Origin of the sequence: Winkia neuii subsp. neuii DSM 8576 (genome assembly GCF_000420405.1) — a bacterium.
Classification (GTDB): Bacteria; Actinomycetota; Actinomycetes; order Actinomycetales; family Actinomycetaceae; genus Winkia; species Winkia neuii.
Window position 1 is genome coordinate 135,519 of record NZ_ATUW01000007.1, and the last position, 17,862, is coordinate 153,380.

The following is a 17,862-nucleotide window of genomic DNA, read 5'->3' on the forward strand; positions in this document are numbered from 1 at the left end:
GTTGGCTTCAGAATTAGCGGTTACAGTAATCCGGCTCGGCTACCTACTGCTCCTGTGGCTATTTGTAGTTGCGGCCCTCGGGGTATTGCGTCGCGACGTCTGGGGCACAGTTGTCACCCCCAGAGGGCGCGGACGCCGGGGGGCAAAAAGGCGCCGGGAGTCGCCCTCGCCAAAAACTGAACGCGATTCTGGCGGCATTCCTCGCCGCCGTTCCATCACGGGATCCAACACCTCCCCCACGCAACTCGTTATTACCGAGGGCGCCCTAATCGGCACTACGATGCCACTTGGATCGTCGGCCATCGTCATCGGGCGTTCCCCCGCCTGCACCTTAGTGGTTGACGATTCGTACGCGTCTTCGCAGCACGCCAGGCTTTATTTAGCAGGCGGTTCGTGGCACGTCGAGGACATGAATTCCACCAACGGCGTATTCGTCGACGGGGAGCGCATTTCCTCACCTCGGCCGGTCGGTTTAGGAAACCAAATTCGGATCGGCCAAACTACATTGGAGCTAACAAAATGAGTCTTACTTTGCGCTTTGCTACCCGCTCTGATGTGGGTTTGGTACGTAAGTCCAACCAAGATTCGGGCTATGCGGGACCACATTTGTTAGTACTTGCCGACGGCATGGGCGGGCCGGCCGGCGGGGATATTGCCTCTTCTATTGCTGTGGCTCACCTTGCCGACCTGGACTCCGATGCGCATGGAGCGGACGACCTGCTAAACCTGCTACGCACGCGCATTTCAGATGCCCACGAAGAGCTGGTGGACCGCTCTTCCCACGACGCTGATCTGCACGGCCTGGGCACCACCTGCATTGCGGTGCTACGTTCGGGTAACAAATTGGCCATGACTCACATTGGCGATTCGAGGGCGTACCTGCTGCGGCAGGGAACGCTTACACAGGTGACCACCGACCACTCATTTGTGCAGTATTTAGTGCAGTCTGGCCAGCTCACCCCCGAGCAGGCCGAGAACCACCCCCAACGCAGCGTACTTTTGCGCGTGCTTGGCGATTCGACCTCGGACATTACCCTTGACGAATCAATCAGGGAGGCCGTCGAGGGCGACCGTTGGCTCCTGTGTTCGGACGGGCTTTCCGGGGTGGTGAGCGCCCAAACTATCGGCGAGGTGTTGCACGGGGTCGAGGATCCTGCCGATGCCTGCGACCAGCTGATTGCCCTAGCATTGCGCGCCGGCGGTCCCGACAACGTAACTGTCGTAATTGCCGATGTGGTAGATCCAGATCACCTGGGCTATGAGCCGTCTACCGCCCCGCAAATCGTGGGAGCGGCTGCTACCAATCGGCTAGAGCGCACCAGGGATGCCGATTCTGCAGCGGGCAAGGCGGCAGCACTGGCCGGCCGAGGTGACCCCTCGCGCAGCCCGCGCGACCAGAAAGAACTTGATGCCGACGCAGCCGACGCAGCCGATCTAAAACGTAAAAAACGCCGGCGCCGACTCATTGGCTCCCTGGTTGGCCTTTTAATTGCGGCAGTTGTAGCAGTTGGGGGCGTTTTAGCCTGGAACTGGTCCCAAAATCAATATTACGTGTCCCCTTACAAGGGCAAGGTTGCGATCTACCAGGGAATCCCCCAAACGGTTGGGCCTTGGCACCTGTCCCACCACGTCGAACTATCTAACCTAAACATGTCAGATCTGGACCCATTCGCAAGGGACAGGCTACAAACTCCGATTACCCGCGATTCGCTTACCGAGGCGCGCGAAGTAGTAAAGAATCTGCAGCGCACCCACGTAAACGTCGATCTGATATCTCCGAAACCGGATTCTGCTGGGTCAGGCAAGTAATGGCAACAGTCGAGATCAAGCCGGTTTCTTCGGCTCGCCTCCCCGAGATAGGCCTGCTAGCGTTGGCCCTTTTGGTCGGTGTGGGCGGCTACGTGGCGACCGCTGTCACCAGAACTGGGGAGCCGCCCTCGGGCCTGTGGATGCACTTGGGTGCCCTAGTGGTATTCACCGTGGTAACGCACCTGCTGGTGCGCCACTTTGCCCCCTACGCCGATCCCGTCATTCTGCCTATCGCGGTAGCTTTGAACGGCATTGGGCTCGCCATGATCTACCGCCTCGACCTGTCCTATGCGGCCCGCGGCCAACAAGACCTGGTGGTGGGATCTAAACAGCTCATAATCACCGTTGCCGGCATTGTCCTCATGGCTCTCACACTCATAGTGGTTCGTGACCACAGGCGGCTGCGCAAAAACTCCTACCTACTTATGCTAGGTGGGCTGCTACTACTAATACTGCCCATCTTCTTCCCCGCGGTAAACGGCGCCAAAATCTGGATCAACCTGGGCTTTATAACCATCCAGCCTGCAGAACTCACCAAAATTCTGCTGGCAATCTTCTTCGCCGCCTACCTGGTGGAAGGCCGCGACAAACTATCTGTGGGCGGGCCCAAAATCTTGGGGTTGCGGCTGCCGCGTCCGCGCGACCTAGGCCCCCTAGTAGTGGTTTGGGCAGCCTCAATCGTAGTCCTAGTAGGGCAGCGCGACTTCGGCACCTCACTACTGCTATTTGGTCTGTTCGTAGCCATGCTCTACGTGGCAACCGACAGGGTATCCTGGCTGATAATCGGCGCCTTACTCATGCTTCCTTTCCTGTGGATGGCAACCAAGGTTTCACACGTCTCCTCGCGAATCGACGGGTGGCTGCACGCCCTCGACCCAGCTGTCTACAATCGGCCAGGCGGGTCGGGCCAGCTAGTGCAAGGCCTATTCGGTATGGCCACAGGCGGGCTTTCAGGGACCGGATGGGGATCCGGCTACCCGCAGATAGTGCCATTTGCGAACTCCGATTTCATCTTCGCTTCCCTTGCAGAAGAGCTCGGACTAACCGGCGTCTTCGCAATCTTGGTCCTGTACCTGATCCTAATCGAACGAGGCATGCGCACGGCTATTGGTGTGCGCGACGGCTTCGGCAAACTCCTGGCAACCGGGCTGAGCTTCGGAATCGCCTTCCAAGTTTTCGTAGTGGTCGGGGGCATCACCCGTGTGCTCCCACTAACCGGGCTGACACTGCCATTTTTGGCAGCCGGTGGCTCTTCACTCATGTCCAGCTGGATCATAGTCGGCCTGCTGCTGCGCATTTCCGATGCTGCACGCCGGCCCGCCCCCACCGGCCAACTCACTACCGCCGAAATCGACAAGGTCACTAAAGGCAGCTCCGCCACCCAAAAAGACGCCCCCAAAGTCGGGGCCACGCCCTCGAACGAAGAAACCCAGCTAGTACACATCAACAAAGGGGAGGCGCTGTGAATACCCAAGTACGACGCCTCACGCTGGTTGTGGTCCTAATGTTTATTACGCTCATGTGCGCGGCCACGCTAATCCAGTTCGTCAAAGCGCCAGAACTGAACGCGGATTCACGCAATGCACGCACAATTTACGCCTCCACAGGCAGGGATCGCGGTTCCATAATCGTAGGCGGTGCCCCCGTGGCCTCTTCAGACCCCTCTAACGACGTCTTCAAATATCAACGCCAATATCCCGCAGGTGGCCTATACGCGCTGGCCACCGGCTATTACGCCACCGCCTTCAACACCGCCACCGGCCTCGAGGCCGACCAAAACCAGGTCCTAGACGGCACCTCCGACACCCTTCTAAAATCGCGTATACAGCGTCTATTTACCGGCGAACAACCCGTGGGGGGCTCCCTCGAACTAACCATCAATCCCGCAGCCCAGCACGCAGCCGCTGAAGCTTTGGGAGATAGGCGAGGGGCCGTGGTCGCCTTGGAACCGAAAACCGGGCGCATCCTGGCACTTTATTCCTCGCCCTCCTACGATCCCAACCCTTTGGCCTCCCACGATGGGAAAACCGCCCAACAGGCTTACGACGCCTACAACAAAGATCCTGAACGGCCGCTAGACAACAGGGCTTTCGGCGGCCATACCTACGCTCCGGGATCCACGTTCAAGCTGGTAACTGCGGCCGCCATGCTCGAATCGGGAAAGTACAAGACCGACACTAAGATCGAATCGCCAGTTACCTTGGATCTGCCCCAAACCGAGAACAAGATTTCTAACGACGCCGGTGAGGCCTGCGGGGACGGCAATCCCACCTTCCAGTATGCGCTCGCGCATTCGTGCAACACCACGTTTGCCAAAACCGGCATGGACCTGGGCCAAGACGCCATTTCGAAGCAGGCAGAAGCCTTTGGCTTTGGCACCGCGCACAAGATTCCGCTGCGCGCTACGCCCTCGACATTCCCCAAGGACATGCCGCAGGCCCAAACCGCTATGAGCGCCATAGGGCAATTCGACGTACGCGTTACACCGCTGCAGATGGCAATGGTTTCGGCCGGCATTGCCAACGGTGGGACTGTAATGAAACCCCAGCTCATTTCCCGGATCATGGATGCTGATCTGAGCGTGCAAAAACAGGAATCGCCCTCGGAATTCGGCCGTGCCATGCGGGCTGACAGTGCCGCCCAACTAACCAAGATGATGGTTGCCGCCACTAAGGAGGGCACCGCCACTGCCGCCCAGATTTCTGGAATCGACGTAGCTGGCAAGACCGGCACCGCCGAGCGCGGCCAGCTGGCAGACGGCTGGTTTACAGGTTTCGCTCCTGCTAACGACCCGCGTATTGCTGTTGCCGTTGTAGTAGAGGGCGGGCAATCGGGTGTCGACATCGCCTACGGCGGGCAGGTGGCCGCCCCCATAGCTAAAGCCGTCATGCAGGCGGTGATCAACCAATGAGTGGACGTATTGCTGCCGGGTTTACGCTCGGTAACCGCTATGTGTTGCTTACCCAGATTGCCGTTGGCGGAATGGGCGAGGTTTGGCAGGCCCGCGATTCCAAGGACGGTTCCATTGTTGCTGCGAAGGTGCTAAAAGAGGAACTGGCTGGCCAGGGCCAATTCTTATCCCGCTTCAATGTGGAGGCCCGCAACGCTCAAAAGATTTCCCATCCGGGTGTGGCGCAAACTCTGGACTACGGCGAGGACGACGGCCTGGCCTGGTTGATTATGGAGCTTGTCGACGGCGTTCCTATGACCGAGTTGTTGCAAGACGGGGCCACCCTGGAGCCCGATCTTTTGCTCTCTATCATGTACCAGACAGCTAATGCGCTCGACGCTGTTCATAGCGCCGGGATTGTCCACAGGGATATTAAGCCTGCCAACATCCTGGTGCGCGCTGACGGCGTTGCTAAGCTGACTGATTTCGGTATCTCGTTTAGCCCCCACCAGGAGCAACTTACTGCGGTGGGAATGGTTATGGGCACAGCCCAGTATTTGCCTCCGGAACAGGCTACGGGTAATCCGGCTACTCCGGTCGGGGATTTGTACGCACTGGGGATTATTGCCTACGAGGCCTTGGCCGGCAAGCGTCCGTTTACTGGTTCTTCGCAGGTAGATATTGCTTTCGCGCATGTGAATCAGAAGGTTCCTCCTCTGCCTGATTCAGTTCCCCCTGAGCTGCGCGCGCTTGTAATGCAATTACTCGAAAAGGATCCCGCTCACAGACCGGCTTCTGCTCGGGACTTGGCCCGCGATCTGGCTCGTGTCAGCCACATTTTGCGCACTGGTCGCAGCAGTGAGCCCGAGCCTGGTGCTAAGCCCGCCGGCAGGATCCCCAAGTCTAAGAAGCGCGCGCTCATGCGCCCCTGGCCGTTGCCGGGGGGAGCTCACAAGGGGGCTGTGCGCACTTCAATTGCGCCGTTGGCCGAGGATTCAGACAAGGTGGATCAGCTGGATGGCGGCACTGTGTCGGCCCCCGAGCAAATGCCTCCTGAATTTGCGCCCCAGCGCACCCCGGAGGTTCATTCTGCGCGCCGGTACACCATCACTAAAGATTCTTTGGCTAGCGCGATTGAGGCGCTCGGCAAGTGGCGGCCTACGAAGCCTCCTGCCTGGCGTCCTCCGGATAAAAACAAGGGGCGCAGCAAAGGCGATCGCGCCGGTTCTACTGTTCTCGCCGAGGTCGCACCTCGCCCTCGCAGGTATGCCACCCACATGGGTGGGGCGAGCAATCTGACATACTGGATCTGCCTGGCCGTATTTGCGCTGATAGTTTTCGCCATCGCGACGGTGGCATTTTGGAACCTAATCGATTCCGCGAGTGCGCAGGTCGCCCTCGCACTAGTAACTGATTTGAAGGGTGTGTCATGGCCGAATCTCTGTTAGCAGGACGCTACGAGGTACGAACGCTCATTGGCCGAGGCGGGATGGCGCAAGTCCACCTGGGCTACGACATTCGTCTATCTCGCGTAGTTGCCATTAAGATGCTGCGCACTGACCTGGCTCGCGATTCTATTTTCCAGGCTCGTTTCCGCCGCGAAGCTCAGTCTGCTGCTTCGCTCAATCATCCTAATATTGTGGCGGTCTACGACACGGGCGAGGAAACGGTTACTACTCCTGATGGCTCCACTGTGCAGGTTCCGTATATCATTATGGAATATGTCGAGGGGCACACGGTGCGCGATCTTTTGTCTGACGGCTCGCCTGTTCCAATTGACGAGGCCATCGAGATCATGACCGGGGTGCTGCAGGCCCTCGAGTATGCGCATTCGCAAGGGCTGGTGCACCGCGATATAAAGCCGGGCAACGTCATGCTTACTACTACTGGCAAGGTCAAGGTCATGGATTTTGGCATTGCGCGGGCGTTGGCTGATTCTTCGGCCACTATGACTCAGACTGACGCTGTTGTTGGCACGGCCCAGTATTTGTCTCCTGAGCAGGCGCGTGGCGAGAAGGTGGACAATAGGTCCGATCTTTATTCTGCCGGTTGCTTGCTTTACGAGCTGCTTACGGGCCGTCCTCCTTTCACTGGTGACACGGCGGTGGCAGTTGCCTATCAGCATGTTTCTAAGGTTCCTACGCCTCCAGCGCAGATTACTCCCGATATTCCGGAGGCGCTAAACCGGGTGGTAATGAAGTCTTTGGCCAAAACTAAGGAGGATCGTTACGCTGACGCGGGACAGATGCTGCAGGATTTGGTTGCGGCCGGCAGGGGGGCCAGGGTTGGTGCTCCCGGTGTTGACACGTGGGGCGAGGGCGAGACCCAAGTTTTGACGCGCAGCGACGAGTTGGATCGCACTAGGGCGTTGTCTATTACTCAGCCACAGTCTCCGATTCAGGATCAGGCGGCTCTGCGGCGTGCTCGCCAGGAGGCGAAGCGGGTTGAGGCTGAACGGGATAAGAAACGTAAGCGGCGCAATCGTATTGTTGCGACTGTGGTTGCGCTTTTGGCGCTGCTTGTTGTTGGTGCAGTTGGCTATTTCATTTGGAATGGCCAGAAGGATCCTAACGAGAATAAGGTAGCGGTTCCTGCGAATATTGTTGGCATGTCCAGGGCGGAGGCTCGGACTGAGCTTTCGAATGCTGGGCTTACCATGGTCGAGGGTACTCCTCAGGAGTCTGACACGGTCGAGGCCGACCACATTATTTCTTCTACCCCGGAGCCTGGCACGCAGGTCGAGAAGGGCTCTAAGGTTACTGTGGTTGTTTCTAAGGGTAAGGGAGAAATTGAGGTCCCTGATCTTTCCGGAATGAGCCAGGAGCAGGCGCGAGCTGCTTTGCAGGCGGCTGATTTGACGGCTGGTTCGGTGAGTACCCAGGATTCTGGTACTGTGCCCAAGGATCAGGTGATTTCTTCTGATCCAGGGGCGGGCACTAAGGTTGCCAAGGGCACTACGGTGAATCTGGTTGTAGGTTCCGGAATGGTGAATGTGCCGCAGGATTTGGTTGGCAAGTCTAAGGACGAAGTAGTTAAGTTCTTGCAGGATAATGGCTTGTCTATCACTATTACCGAGGTCGAGACTTCAGCTGTTCCTCAAGGTAACGTGGCTTCTTTGTCGGCTGTGGGCCAGGTGAAGCAGGGTACGTCTATTACGGTGAATGTGGCTAAGGCTCCGCCATCTCCGTCACCGTCACCGTCGCCCTCTGACAAGGATCAGAATAAGGATAAGGATACTCAGGGAGATTCCAATGCTCCTAGCGGGCAGAACCAGAATGGTGGCGCTACCCATTAGTTAGGTTGTATTGCCCGGCGGATGGGCCTTTGAACTGCTCCCCATTAGTTGAACTGAAAATCAGTCACCAGCTAGTGGGGAGCAGTTTGTGCGCGCAGAAAGTTTGCTGTCCGGTTGGCAGCGGGAGCGGTTCGCCCTAGGCGGGCATTTTTATTTGTTAAAATTTGGGTCTTTTAGACAGATTTTGGCTAGCTGCCAGGGTTTTTCTGCACTATAGAGGCTTTCTTCTTGCCTTGCCCAAACCTCCCAGTAGGGGGCATAGGTTTGGCCGTCGCGGGCTAGGGCGCGTTTTTTGCGTTTGCCGGTTTCTAGCTCAAGCCAGATGCCTACCGCTCCGGCTGCTGCTGCCGAGTCCCGCGTGAGTGCACCGCAACCTTCTACAATCCAGTCTTTGGCGGGGTCAGGTTCGAGCCAGGGGCCCCAATCGTTTTGCCGCCAGTCCCACAGGTGGATGCGGCTGGTGCGCCTGTTTACTAGGTCTGCGCATTTTTGGGCGGCAACCGCCAGCCCTTTCCAGCCGGGGCACCACGCTTCGACGGCCAGTAGCTGGGCCTGGGGGGCCTGCTCGTGGAGTGTTTTTGCGAGGGAGGTTTTACCTGCCCCTGAGCGCCCGTCTATTAGGAGTCGCAGCGGCGCCCTACCTGCTAGGTGTTTTGCCCTCGCAAATAGGTCGTTCACCTGGATATCTCGCGAACTTTGCGCAGCCAGTTTGCGAACATTTGGTGGCCTTCACTGGTGGTTACAGATTCCGGGTGGAATTGCACGCCCCATAGCGGGGCTTCTTTGTGTTCGAGCCCCATTATGGTGCCGTCGTCGGTTTTGGCGTTTACGGCCAGTTCGGCGGGGATTGTTTCTGGATCTACTGCTAGGGAGTGGTAGCGCGTCACTTGCAGGGGGTTGTCGAGGCCGGCAAAGATGCCGGCTCCGGAGTGGTGTATCAGCGAGGTTTTGCCGTGCATTAGCTGTGGGGCCCGCACTATTTTTGCGCCGCATATTTCGGCTAACCCCTGTTCTCCTAGGCATACTCCTAGCATGGGTTTGCCTAGCTCTTTGCAGGCTTTTAGCACTTGTGGGCTGGATCCTGCTTCGGAGGGCGTGCCTGGTCCGGGGCTTATCAATACCCCGTCATAGGTTGAGATTGCGTCGGCTACGTCGGTTGCCTGGGTGGCGTAGGGAGCACTGCCATCTTGGTCGGTGTAGAAGCGTCCTCCGATCTTGTCGATGTCGACTTTGGCGGGAGCGCCTACTGCAACCCGGTCGTTGCGAACTACTTCTACGGTCGCCCCTAGGGCGCGCAGGTAACCTACGATTGTCCAGACGAAGGAGTCGTAGTTATCCACGCAGAGTATTTTTAGGCCGGCGCCTACGTTTGCATTTTCCATGTTTTTGCCTAATGAACAGTGTTTCCAGTCAGGTTGAAGTACTTTTCTGCCCACGGGTACACCCAGGTGAAAAGTACTGCAATAGTACCCACTATTAGGATGAGTGCTTCTAGTAGTTTCACGAAGGTGGGGCCGGGAAGGATCCTCCACAGTGCAGCGTACATTAGTTTGCTCCTTCCAGTTCTGCGGGGATGCCGGTCTCGGGGGGCACCCAGTGGTCTAGTTTGGCGTGGACTATGTAGCGGTGGGTATTGCCGAATTGTCCGCCCGAGGCCGTAGCGCAAGTTGTGAGGGTCATCAGCCGTTCGGTGGGCTCAGCTCCGGGTTTTGACGGTACTGGGGCTATTACTCCTCCGTCGTCGGGGGTGGTTAGTTTTTTCTCGGTTACTTTGTATACGAGCCAGGCTTTTTTGGTACGCACGATTATGTTGTTGCCCGCTTCTAGGCGGTCGATGTAACGGAAATTGGAGCCGTATGAGCGCCGGTGCGCGGCAACTGAGAAGTTACCTACTGCCCCCGGCAGGGCAGTGCGTTCGTAGTGGCCTGCTACGCCTCGATCCAGAATATATTGGGCGGAGCCTTCCACCACTGGGACAACCATTTTTTCCCAGGCGGGCACGTGCAAACTTGCGAAGGTGGTATCCCATCCGGGCGGGTCGGTTGCGGGCGGGGCGTCATAGCGCAGATCGCTTGAGATTTTCTTGGGTCCGTCGTTTAGCTGTTTGTCAAAATCGCTTAGGGCCGCGTTTTCTGCGGCAGAGACCTGCCAGTCCGTTACGTATACCTGCCAGAAAGCAAAGAGACCAATGATTACCCCAACTGTTATGAGCAGTTCCCCTATTACACTAATGGGGTCTGCTCCGCGCCGGCGCCGGCGGCTCCGCTGGGGGGTGCGAACGTGACTCACCTGCCCACCTCCTAGTTTCGTCGCAACTATTGTATGAGCATTCACGTTCGTTTTACGTTCCATGTTGCAATTGTTCGCGTTGGAGCCACTACACTAGGGAACGACCAAATAAGTTTTTACCTCAGGAGTCGCAGTGGCCGAGTCCCGCAAGTCTAGTAAGTCCCGCGTTTCTAACGCCGATGAATCCGAGTTGAATGCCGGCTGGTCTGCAGGCATGACACCTTCCCCGCGTTGGTGGGCGCCTGTTTCTGTGACGCTCATGATTCTGGGCCTGCTCTACATTATCGTGTACTACATTTCTGGCGCCCACTACCCGATTGGGGCTATTGGAAACTGGAATCTAGCAATTGGCGTCGGCGTGGCCATGGTTGGCTTTTTGATGTTGCTCAGGTGGAAGTAGCCTAACGGCTAAGGGCATTTTGGCGCAGTTTAGCTTGTTGTAGGCGCCTGGCGTCAATAGAAATATGGGGCAGAGGTTTACCCTCTGCCCCATTTCTGCTGCCAGCTTTATTAGTCGTTGATTTCGACAGATTCTATTACCACGTCTTCGAGGGGTCGATCCTGCGGTCCGGTGGGTACTTTCGCTATTGCGTCAACGACTTTCTTGGATTCGTCGTCAGCCACTTTACCGAAGATGGTGTGGTGGTTTTGTAGGTGTGGGGTGGGGGCAACGGTGATGAAGAACTGGGAGCCGTTAGTGCCCGGGCCGGCGTTAGCCATCGCTAGCACGTAGGGCTCTCCGAAGGTTAGTTCGGGGTGGAATTCGTCTTTGAACTGGTATCCGGGGCCGCCTGTACCGGTGCCTAGCGGATCGCCGCCTTGAATCATAAAGCCGTCGATTACGCGGTGGAAGATGACTCCGTTGTAGAGCGGCTCGGAGGTGGGCTTACCGTTCTTGGGGTTCACCCATTCGCGCTCGCCTAGGGCTAGTTCGCGGAAGTTTTTCACGGTTAGAGGGGCGTGGTTTGGGAATAGTTCTAGGCGGATGTCGCCTTTGTTAGTGTGCATTATTGCTTCCATGGCTCTTATGTTGCCAGGGCGAGGGCGCCAACGCTAGTTCCAACATTGGCGTTGGCGTCGTTTTTGTGTAGCCGAGGGCGAAATTTTGCGTCCACAGATTTGTAGGCCAAGCAAAACCTCGCTTTTGTTGGCAGAATAGGAAAGGTATACGCCGAAGGCGTTTCGGCGCTGACGATATAAGGAGCATGTGGATGTTCGGTAGGAAGAAGGAAGCATCGACCGAGGCCATCGAGTCGGTCCGCGACCACGCTCATGGTTGGATTGACGCGGCCGCCGATTATGTGGCCCCCAAGGTTGATCAGGCTTCGAAGGCTATTCGGCCTGTTTACCAGGATGCGCGCGCACGTTTCGAGGACGAGATTTTGCCGCGTGTGAGCGAGGCTAGCGAGAAGTTGCAGAAGGATGTTCTGCCTTCTTTGGAACAAAAGGCTCAGGATGCCACCGAGGCCACTAAACGCTACGGTAAGGCAGCTCAGTCTTCGGCTAAGAAGTATGCGGCAGTGGCTGCTGCTTCGCCTGCAGTAAAGAAGACTCGTGCTGCCGCACAGTCGGCTAAGTCTGCTGCGCTCGACACTCCGGTTCCGTCGAAGCGGGAACTGAAGAAGGCGGCTAAGCAGGCAGCCAAGCAGGCTAAGAAGGCTGCTAAGGACAATAAGAAGGCTTTGGCTAAGGCTCGCAAGTCTAATGGTTCGTCTAAGGGCGGGCTTATTGCGTTGCTAATTGCTGCCGCTGTTGGTGCTGCCGGTTATGTGGCTTGGCGCCGCACGAAGCCGGTTGAAGATCCGTGGGCCGAGGAATATTGGGAGGACGTAAAGATGGATCTGCCTATTGACGACCAGGAAGTACCTAACGAACAGGCCGAGGACGCCGCTACCACCGATCAGGTGCAGGATCGCACCGAGCAGAAGGTGCAGGCTCACCAGGCTGGTTTGGATGAGCATTCTGACAACTAGTATTCACTAGCGTTTCTGGGGAGGAGCTTCAGCTCCTCCCCAGTTTTGTTTCTAAATCGCAGTTTTTAAGCGCCATTGAATACCCGGCCGTATCATAGGCGTAGTAGTCGTTTTATCTTATGTATTTTTCGAAGGGTGGCACATGGTTAAGCGTGCAATTGGTATTGCTCTCGCGTTCATTGGCCTTGTCGTGGGGGCGGGCTTCGCTTCGGGGCAAGAGATCTCCCAGTATTTCGTGGCTTTCGGTATTTCCGGTATTTGGGGAGCTGTCATTGCGGGGGTGGTTATGGCTGCTGCCGGTTTGGCCACTTTAGAGTTGGGGAGTTATTTTCAGGCTAAGGAACACCGTTTTGTTTTAGATCGTGTCACTCACCCTATTCTGTCTCGTTTTTTCGATGCTTCGATCATGTTCACTTTGTTTTTCACTGGCGTGATCATGATTGCGGGTGCGGGTTCGAATCTGCAGCAGCAGTTTGGGCTGCCTATTTATGTGGGTGCCTTAATTATGGTTGCCATGGTGATTTTGGCTGGCTTTTTGGACGTGGATAAGGTTACTCGGCTGATTGGTGCTATTACTCCGCTGGTGATCATTTTTTTGGTTTCGGTAGCTATTTATTCCATTGTTACTGCTACGGAATCTGTTTCTTCTCTTACTCCTGTTGCTCAGCAGACGGTTCATACTTCGTTGCCGCATTGGTCGGTTTCTGCTTTGAATTATGTGGGCATGGAGTTCATTATTGCCGTTTCCATGGCTATCGTGATGGGCGGCGATTTTGTGGATCCGCGTTCTGCGGGGCTGGGCGGATTGCTTGGCGGCATCGTATTCGGTGTTTTATTAGCCTTGTCAGCTCTTGGTTTACTTTATGCGGTGCGCGATACTGCGGGGTTTGATATGCCTACGCTGCAAATGGTCGAGGTGGTCAGCCCTAAGCTAGCAATTGTGGTGGCGTTGATTATTTTCGGGATGATCTTCAATACTGCGATTGGCATGTTTTATGCGTTTGCTAAGAGGGCGGCTTCTGCTAGGCCGCAGCGTTTTCGCCCGATTTTGATTGTCACTACCCTGGTTGGTTTTGCGGTGAGCTTCATTGGGTTCAAGAAGTTGATTGCTATTTTCTACCCAATTATTGGCTATATAGGCATTATTTTGATTGTGGTTATGGTTTATGCCTGGCTGCGGGAGCGGTCGAAGATTTCTGAGGAGGCCGAGCGGCGTGGCCGCATTCGAGCGCTGGTTGCTCGCAAGCTCAATCCCGGGGTGCGGTTTGGGCGCAAGCATGCTGCGGCGCTCAAGAGGGCACTTTCTAGGTCTCCGATTAAGGACAAGGATTTGTCGGATAGTATTCACGACGAGGTGGCCCACGAATTGGCTTCTGACGATCAGGTTGATTTCTCTGAGGAGGATGCAGCCAAATATTCGACGGAGCAAAAGGATGGGGCGAAGGAAGCTCGGGAGGCTGATCAGGGCAAGGGCTCTACTGCCAGGTAGGTTCCGCCCCTGGACGCCGCAATCTGAGCTATAAGAGGACAATAGTCGCCGGCATTAATACCTCATCGTAAAAAGTACGAGCGCAAAGACGGCCGCTAGCTCGCCGGCGAGCACTACACCTACACCTTTTGCGGTTCTAGCGGGATACTGGTGCTCTATTAAGAAAGAAGCAGAATAGGCTTCGGCCGGTAGCAAAACTCCCACCACTACGAAAAGGAGCACCAGTATCAAGATTGAGCCCCATTTCCCGTCGTAGATGGCCAACCCCAACAATCCTATGGCAGCAAGCACGTTTATTCCTACCGTCCTGCGAACCAGGTTCTTGTTTCGCAAAAGGAGCATATCTAGCACCGCCAAAACTACAGCCCCCAGGCCAATAGCTGCTGCCCATGGATTTGAAAATAGCGTATCGCCAGCAGTTAGGTGTACTGGACCACTGGCTTCTACCTGATAGAACGAGTTGGCCCGCCCCCGCTCTACCTGCTCCAGCAAAAGGTATTTTCCAACTTCCAGTCCAAACGTTTCACCTACACCTAGCGCTGCTAATGCAGCCACAATGTAGCCGCCCACCTCATTCGCTAGCGCTATGAAAACCATCGAGACAATGAATCCCCACACCCCCAAAAAAGGGGGCATAAAGACTAAGTCAAGTAACACTACCCAAAGCGGACCTTCGCTGCGGTCCAACCCGCTAAGTCCCATGAAGAAGGAACTAGACGTAATATCGCCACTGTGTGTCATATACAGCGACTGCCCGAAAGCTCCAGCAAGCATAATCCCTACAAGAATTAGAGACCAGACGACGATCCTACTCCATGTCAGCCTTAGCCCACCGACCTGCCCGCATACCTTAGCCTGGCCCGAACCATGCGTGGCCTCGATTAAACCTATTGAGGGAATTTCATAGGGTAGACGAGGGCAGGTAGCACCATCTTCGCAGCTAGCGCCCGATTCACCATGCATTTCTGTCATATACCCCTTAGTGAATAATTTGTTCATCTCGTACAAGAGTTAGCGCGAAAACCAAAGCAGATGCTTTTACTTCTTAAGAACAAACCAACGCTGTCAAAGTAAATATTGCCCCCAACTCTGCAAACAATACAGTCGCCGAACCAGCCCCGCATATGGCAGGGTAACGCGTATCAATTAACATTTGAACAGCCATGATCTCAACCGGCAGCAGGAACATTAACAAGATAGCTACTGCCACCAGTAGTATTCCTAAATATTGCCCCCTGTATATGACAAAACCTAGTAAAAACAGTCCAGACATACCCGTTAAAATCAACTGGAATACAGACATTTGGTGCCTATGCAGCAGATATGCCCCAACAATAGCCGCCACAGCAACCCCCACCGCCATCCAAATGACCCAAGGATCGCTAAATATAGATGAACTGGCATTTATTTGAACCGCACGCGATTTTACGGGGTCATAAAACTTGTTCTGCCGGTTACCAGTTCTTATTTCTCGAAGCAACAGATAGATCCCGAGCTCATGTCCTACGCCCTCACCAAAACTAAGAGAACCGAACATACCGGCTGCTGCGCTCGCCTTGTTAAACCCTAGTCCGATCAGGAACCATGACGCCACAAAAGCCACCAACGCACCAAGGATAGGAGTGAAAAACAGCGTTAAGAAGATAAGAACTACGCTGCCATACTGCCGGTCAAATGGCAGCAGCCCTACATACCACGCATCTGCTCCCACGTCCCCACTATGCACAGTGTAGATAGACTGGGCCGCACAGCCTGCGACAGCAACAAAAGCTAGTACCACTATCCAAGCAGAAACCACCCGCCAGGAACACCTAGCTCCGCCAATCTTACTAGCTGCTTTACGCTGCACCTCTCCAAAACAGGCAGCCATCAAGGCCCCGCCCGACAACGGAGTCAAGTTCAACTTACCAGGGCGTCTTGCATCCATTTGCCGGCCCACGATCATCCCCTACGTTTCATTACCAGCTAACTACTCAGTGACTTATACCAGCCATACGGCCTAACTAGCGTTTGCATAGTATTGCTATAAGAAATCTTATTTCGCGCACTTGGATCACTATAGCTTTGGTAGGTGGAGACGCCGTCTTTAATAATCGGTTTAAAGGGTTTAAAAGCATGCCCAAATGCACCATTTTGTATTCCTCCGGAAACTCGATTGATTGCAGTTTGTAACGGCCCATAATTATATCCGACCGTTCTTTGCGCTGCCGTTTTTATATCCCCTGCCAGATTTCCCTTTACTACGGCAGTATTCAATTTAGCGAAGTTTTTCTTTGAGGGCAGAAGATCACCAAGTAGAATTTTCTTTAGCCCGTCAGGATGTCGCAGAAAAGATCCTTGTCCTCGCACTAACCTATTAACAGACTGTTCTATGGCGGCTGGGAATTTCTCCGAAGCTTTACTCGTGGTGAGTACCGGCTGTAAGTTCTCTGCCAATATTTTCGAAGTATTGGTAGAAGACATCTTGAAAGCCTCCTTAGCTGCGGCTGACCCACGTGCCGCCTTCACGCCGTTGCTAATTGCTGTTAATCCTGGAATTACCGTTAGGGCACCGAATAACGCGTCAATCCCAAACTCCAGCCCAGACTTATCCCCGACCCTCCACTGCATGAAACTATCAGAAACAGTTATCGCTGCTGCTGCCGCAAGCGCGATAGCGAGAGCACCCCCACTGAAAAAACACGCCGCCAAAGCCAAAACCACAGCAGCGACCTTCGCTACCCCAACCAGGGCCTTCCACCAATCATTGTAGACAATATTTTCCCAACTGCTTAGTTTGGGGGCTTTATCGCGGGCCGCATCTATCCGCGCAGCTGTCGTATGAGCAGCCTCGTTATAATCATCCTTCACAGCCTTAACCTTGGCGGTAGCGTTCTCAATACGCCCGTTTGCCTCGTCTAATTTCTGCTGATACTGGCTAATCTGATTCTGCACCTGCAACAATTGGGCGCCAGTATCAGCACCAGCCGCGGCAGCCAGTCCAGCCCTGACCTTCTCGCCCTCAGCCTGCAACAGCGCACCCCTAGCTGCTCGCCGATCAGCATCAGCCCGCTCAGCCTCTCGAACCGCTAGGATTGCTTTTTGCTTCCAAGGCCCTAACCGTCCCCGCCAATCATTAAGCGCATCCACCACCTCGCGGAAACTTTCAGCAAACTTACTGAAATCAGCCGGCAACTCACCAGCCTTCTCCTTTAGCGCCTCAGCCCACTTTCCTTGCTGAACACCACCAGAATCAGCACTAAGCTGAGAAGCCATAGACTCGAAAGTATCAGCAAGAGCGCTATACCGCCTACACATGACACTAACCTGGCCAGAATCACCACGAACAGGATTCCGTAACTGCCTTACCAAAAACCAATTCTCACCCAAAACTTCACCTTTCGCCCATACACGAGCCAACTATTAATGCCCTAGCGTCCTCGCCGTATTGAAATCTAATCCTGAGGTTGCGCTCTGAACATACTTAACAATTCAGCTTGTTTTTCAACCCTTTAATACTTATTTCTAGTACTTTGAATTTGGCCATTAAAACTATTCACGGCAGCGATAACTGCGCGATGCCCGACATTGCTATCGTCAGGAGAAGCCTGCGAAACATTTTTCAAGCTAAGATTCGATCTTATGTTTGCAAATTGCTGACTGAGAAAGTCAACTGTAGTCTGTTCAACTCTAGAATCCGGCAATGCCCTCACCTCAAAATCAACTAAGTTTGGGTCCTGCCGGCTGGCAGGGCCCAAACCAAGCCCTGCTAGTTCAAACCAGACGCCAACGAGGAATCCAGCTCAGACATAGACTGCTGAGCCTTACTCAAGAACTGCGACATACCAGTAAGACCCTGCACCGCAGACTTAGCCCCCTGCGTAAACTCACTATAAGAAGCCTGAAAAGCACCAGAAGCCTGATCAGTCTGAAAACCAGCAGAAACCAACTGCTCCACCAACGACTGCAACTTAGCCAAAATACCCTCAAGCTCACCCTGACCAGACTGCAACTGCGAAGCAACCTGCTCCAACTCCGCATAAGTAACATTCATGTTCGCCATAAAAAGCTCCCAACACAAAAAACTCAAACCTACAAAACAGCCGGCCAAACCACCGACCCAAAACCAACCCTAACC

Annotated in this window: 18 protein-coding genes; 9 read left to right on the forward strand and 9 right to left on the reverse strand. The window is 54.9% G+C overall.

The genetic code is table 11. The features are described 5' to 3' along the window. The first annotated feature begins 1 nt into the window (after position 1). Genes G437_RS0107920 through pknB form a run of 6 tightly spaced genes read left to right on the forward strand, consistent with a single transcriptional unit; the run spans position 2 to position 7,994 of the window. A complete protein-coding gene (locus tag G437_RS0107920; RefSeq protein ID WP_024332026.1) occupies positions 2-523 on the forward strand; it encodes an FHA domain-containing protein FhaB/FipA in 522 nt (173 codons plus the stop codon). Further along, the gene (locus tag G437_RS0107925; protein ID WP_024332027.1) at positions 520-1,809 is read left to right on the forward strand and encodes a PP2C family protein-serine/threonine phosphatase; all 1,290 of its coding nucleotides are present in this window, start codon (positions 520-522) and stop codon (positions 1,807-1,809) included. Before G437_RS0107920 ends, G437_RS0107925 begins: the two co-directional genes overlap by 4 nt. Further along, positions 1,809-3,275, forward strand: a complete 1,467-nt coding sequence (locus G437_RS0107930) for an FtsW/RodA/SpoVE family cell cycle protein (RefSeq protein ID WP_024332028.1) — start codon at positions 1,809-1,811, stop codon at positions 3,273-3,275. The genes G437_RS0107925 and G437_RS0107930 overlap by 1 nt, the downstream gene beginning before the upstream one ends. Further along, on the forward strand, positions 3,272-4,720 hold the full coding sequence (locus G437_RS0107935; protein WP_024332029.1) for a peptidoglycan D,D-transpeptidase FtsI family protein: 1,449 nt from the start codon (positions 3,272-3,274) through the stop codon (positions 4,718-4,720). The genes G437_RS0107930 and G437_RS0107935 overlap by 4 nt, the downstream gene beginning before the upstream one ends. Continuing rightward, the gene (locus G437_RS10990) at positions 4,717-6,147 is read left to right on the forward strand and encodes a serine/threonine-protein kinase (protein WP_024332030.1); all 1,431 of its coding nucleotides are present in this window, start codon (positions 4,717-4,719) and stop codon (positions 6,145-6,147) included. The genes G437_RS0107935 and G437_RS10990 overlap by 4 nt, the downstream gene beginning before the upstream one ends. Then, positions 6,129-7,994: a Stk1 family PASTA domain-containing Ser/Thr kinase gene (gene pknB / locus G437_RS0107945; protein ID WP_024332031.1), complete on the forward strand. Its 1,866-nt coding sequence runs from the start codon at positions 6,129-6,131 to the stop codon at positions 7,992-7,994. The genes G437_RS10990 and pknB overlap by 19 nt, the downstream gene beginning before the upstream one ends. Positions 7,995-8,144: 150 nt before the next feature. Here the strand turns inward: pknB and G437_RS0107950 are convergent, their stop codons facing one another. From G437_RS0107950 to G437_RS0107965, 4 genes are read right to left on the reverse strand one after another with little or no spacing between them, the layout of a single operon-like run. Continuing rightward, positions 8,145-8,672: a nucleoside/nucleotide kinase family protein gene (locus G437_RS0107950; RefSeq protein ID WP_024332032.1), complete on the reverse strand. Its 528-nt coding sequence runs from the start codon at positions 8,670-8,672 to the stop codon at positions 8,145-8,147. Continuing rightward, a complete protein-coding gene (locus tag G437_RS0107955) occupies positions 8,669-9,376 on the reverse strand; it encodes an anthranilate synthase component II (protein ID WP_024332033.1) in 708 nt (235 codons plus the stop codon). Before G437_RS0107955 ends, G437_RS0107950 begins: the two co-directional genes overlap by 4 nt. A gap of 8 nt (positions 9,377-9,384) precedes the next feature. Continuing rightward, positions 9,385-9,540 (reverse strand): hypothetical protein, encoded by a 156-nt coding sequence (locus G437_RS11485; protein ID WP_024332034.1) that lies wholly within the window; start codon positions 9,538-9,540, stop codon positions 9,385-9,387. Beyond that, the gene (locus tag G437_RS0107965) at positions 9,540-10,283 is read right to left on the reverse strand and encodes a class E sortase (RefSeq protein ID WP_024332035.1); all 744 of its coding nucleotides are present in this window, start codon (positions 10,281-10,283) and stop codon (positions 9,540-9,542) included. The genes G437_RS11485 and G437_RS0107965 overlap by 1 nt, the downstream gene beginning before the upstream one ends. A gap of 133 nt (positions 10,284-10,416) precedes the next feature. Here G437_RS0107965 and G437_RS0107970 point away from each other — a divergent pair, with 133 nt between their 5' ends. Continuing rightward, positions 10,417-10,683 (forward strand): cell division protein CrgA, encoded by a 267-nt coding sequence (locus G437_RS0107970; protein WP_024332036.1) that lies wholly within the window; start codon positions 10,417-10,419, stop codon positions 10,681-10,683. Positions 10,684-10,793: 110 nt separating this feature from the next. Here G437_RS0107970 and G437_RS0107975 read toward each other — a convergent pair whose 3' ends face one another. Next, positions 10,794-11,303 (reverse strand): peptidylprolyl isomerase, encoded by a 510-nt coding sequence (locus G437_RS0107975; RefSeq protein WP_024332037.1) that lies wholly within the window; start codon positions 11,301-11,303, stop codon positions 10,794-10,796. A gap of 191 nt (positions 11,304-11,494) precedes the next feature. Between G437_RS0107975 and G437_RS0107980 the strand changes: the two genes are divergently transcribed. Together G437_RS0107980 and G437_RS0107985 are read left to right on the forward strand one after the other, a co-directional pair. Beyond that, entirely contained in the window at positions 11,495-12,256 is a 762-nt protein-coding gene (locus G437_RS0107980; protein ID WP_024332038.1) for a hypothetical protein, read from the forward strand. Positions 12,257-12,398: 142 nt separating this feature from the next. Further along, positions 12,399-13,745 carry a YkvI family membrane protein gene (locus tag G437_RS0107985; RefSeq protein WP_024332039.1) on the forward strand — a complete coding sequence of 449 codons (1,347 nt, stop codon included), beginning with the start codon at positions 12,399-12,401 and terminating at the stop codon, positions 13,743-13,745. Between the two features lie 54 nt (positions 13,746-13,799). Here G437_RS0107985 and G437_RS0107990 read toward each other — a convergent pair whose 3' ends face one another. From G437_RS0107990 to G437_RS0108005, 4 genes are all read right to left on the reverse strand, one after another. Continuing rightward, entirely contained in the window at positions 13,800-14,717 is a 918-nt protein-coding gene (locus G437_RS0107990) for a hypothetical protein (RefSeq protein ID WP_141739510.1), read from the reverse strand. Positions 14,718-14,790: 73 nt separating this feature from the next. Next, complete coding sequence (locus G437_RS0107995; protein WP_141739511.1) at positions 14,791-15,456, reverse strand: hypothetical protein; 666 nt, start codon at positions 15,454-15,456, stop codon at positions 14,791-14,793. A gap of 254 nt (positions 15,457-15,710) precedes the next feature. After that, a complete protein-coding gene (locus G437_RS0108000) occupies positions 15,711-17,144 on the reverse strand; it encodes a putative T7SS-secreted protein (RefSeq protein ID WP_155845686.1) in 1,434 nt (477 codons plus the stop codon). A 349-nt stretch (positions 17,145-17,493) separates the two neighbouring features. Continuing rightward, positions 17,494-17,787 carry a WXG100 family type VII secretion target gene (locus G437_RS0108005; RefSeq protein WP_024332043.1) on the reverse strand — a complete coding sequence of 98 codons (294 nt, stop codon included), beginning with the start codon at positions 17,785-17,787 and terminating at the stop codon, positions 17,494-17,496. Positions 17,788-17,862 lie beyond the last annotated feature (75 nt).